At 70.5% G+C, this 1442-nt stretch carries 2 protein-coding genes; both read left to right on the top strand.

Annotated features, from left to right (window positions below; all coding sequences use genetic code 11):
• The first annotated feature begins 149 nt into the window (after window positions 1-149).
• A complete protein-coding gene (locus IE271_RS40930) occupies window positions 150-818 on the top strand; it encodes a hypothetical protein (RefSeq protein ID WP_190195480.1) in 669 nt (222 codons plus the stop codon).
• A 3-nt stretch (window positions 819-821) separates the two neighbouring features.
• Window positions 822-1442, top strand: a 621-nt coding sequence (locus IE271_RS40935) for a putative T7SS-secreted protein (RefSeq protein WP_373308926.1), incomplete at its 3' end; no start/stop codon positions are given.

A 1442-nucleotide genomic window follows, 5' to 3' on the forward strand; every position in this document is an offset into this window, starting at 1 on the left:
GGGCTGGCCGTGGACATCGCCACCGAGGACGGGTCGATGTTCTTCCCGCCGGTGGCCGGCATCGTGCCGGAGGCCGTCGCGGTGGACGCCGCCGCGTTGAGTACCGGTGCGGCCGGGGCAGGGACTGGGGCTGAGGAAGGGGGCCGGGCGTGAGCGGTGACGGTGCGGATCTCGCGTTCGATCCGGAGTCGGTGGCGAAGTTCACCAAGGGTGTGGGCTCGACCATCGACCAGCTCGGTGAGCTGGGCGGGGCCACCGGCTCGGTGATGGGCAAGGGCTTCTCCTCTCTGGCGGTGACCGGGATGGAGGCCGGGCACCACGGGTTGTCGGTGGACTTCGAGGACTTCTGCGAGCGCTGGGAGTGGGGGGTGCGCGCCCTGGTGCACGACGCCAGTGAGCTGGCCAACCGCCTCGGGCTGGCGGCGGGCACCCAGTGGGAGCACGACCAGTATGTCGAGGGCGCCCTGAAGGTGGGGGTGAACTCGGTGATGGGTGGCAATCCGCACGCCTCGGAGGAGGAGATCACCCAGCAGGACTGGGGCGAGGTGTTCACCCCCGACGCCCTGGACCCGGACTGGAGCGGGGAGTCGTGGCAGCGGGCGGGTGAGGAGATGGAGCAGACCTGGAAGGACACCGGCCGCACCGTTTTGACCGAAGGCAGCGGCGGGCGGCAGTCGGAGATGCTCAACGACGCGTTCGGCATCTCCGACGACCAGTTCGAGCGCGGACTGGACGAGGCCTTCGGCCCCTCACCCGAGGAACGCGCCCAGCAGGAACAGCAGACGCAGCAGCAGTCGGGTGAGTCCGGGGGGAACTGACACATGGGCATCGGCGACTTCATCAGCGACATCACCCCCGACTCGGTGGAGAACGCGGTCGAGGACGGGGTGGAGTGGCTGGGCAACCGGGTCGAGGACGCCGGCAAGTGGACCGCCAACCGCCTGGACGACGTCGGCTGGGAGTCGGGCGCGGACTGGGTGCGCGAGCAGTCGGCCTCGGTGGCCAACCGGATGGGCGCCGAGGTCGACGAGCTGGACCTGGGCCAGAGCGAGGACAAGACCAAGCTGGTTTACGGCAGCGCGGACAAGCTGCGCGCCACCGCCGAGAAGCTGCGCGCCTTTTCCACCTCCTTCGACGACGCCGGCAACGGCCTGCGCGGCCTGGACTCCTCCCGGCTCAAGGGCGAGGCGGCCGACGCGCTGCGCACCGCAGTGGGCACCCAGCCGCCCAAGTGGTTCACCGGCGCGGACGCCTGTCAGGAGGCCGCCGCCGCGCTGGAGGCGTTCGCCTCCACGGTCACCTGGGCGCAAGCGCAGGCGCAGACGGCGATCGACAAATGGAAGGAGGGCACCAAGGCCTCGAAGGACGCCGCCGACGCCCACCGCAAGAAGGTCGACGACTACAACAGCGCCGTGGACCGCTACAACGCCCAGCCCGCCGAC

The organism is Streptomyces minutiscleroticus (assembly GCF_014650875.1).
Taxonomy (GTDB): Bacteria; Actinomycetota; Actinomycetes; order Streptomycetales; family Streptomycetaceae; genus Streptomyces; species Streptomyces minutiscleroticus.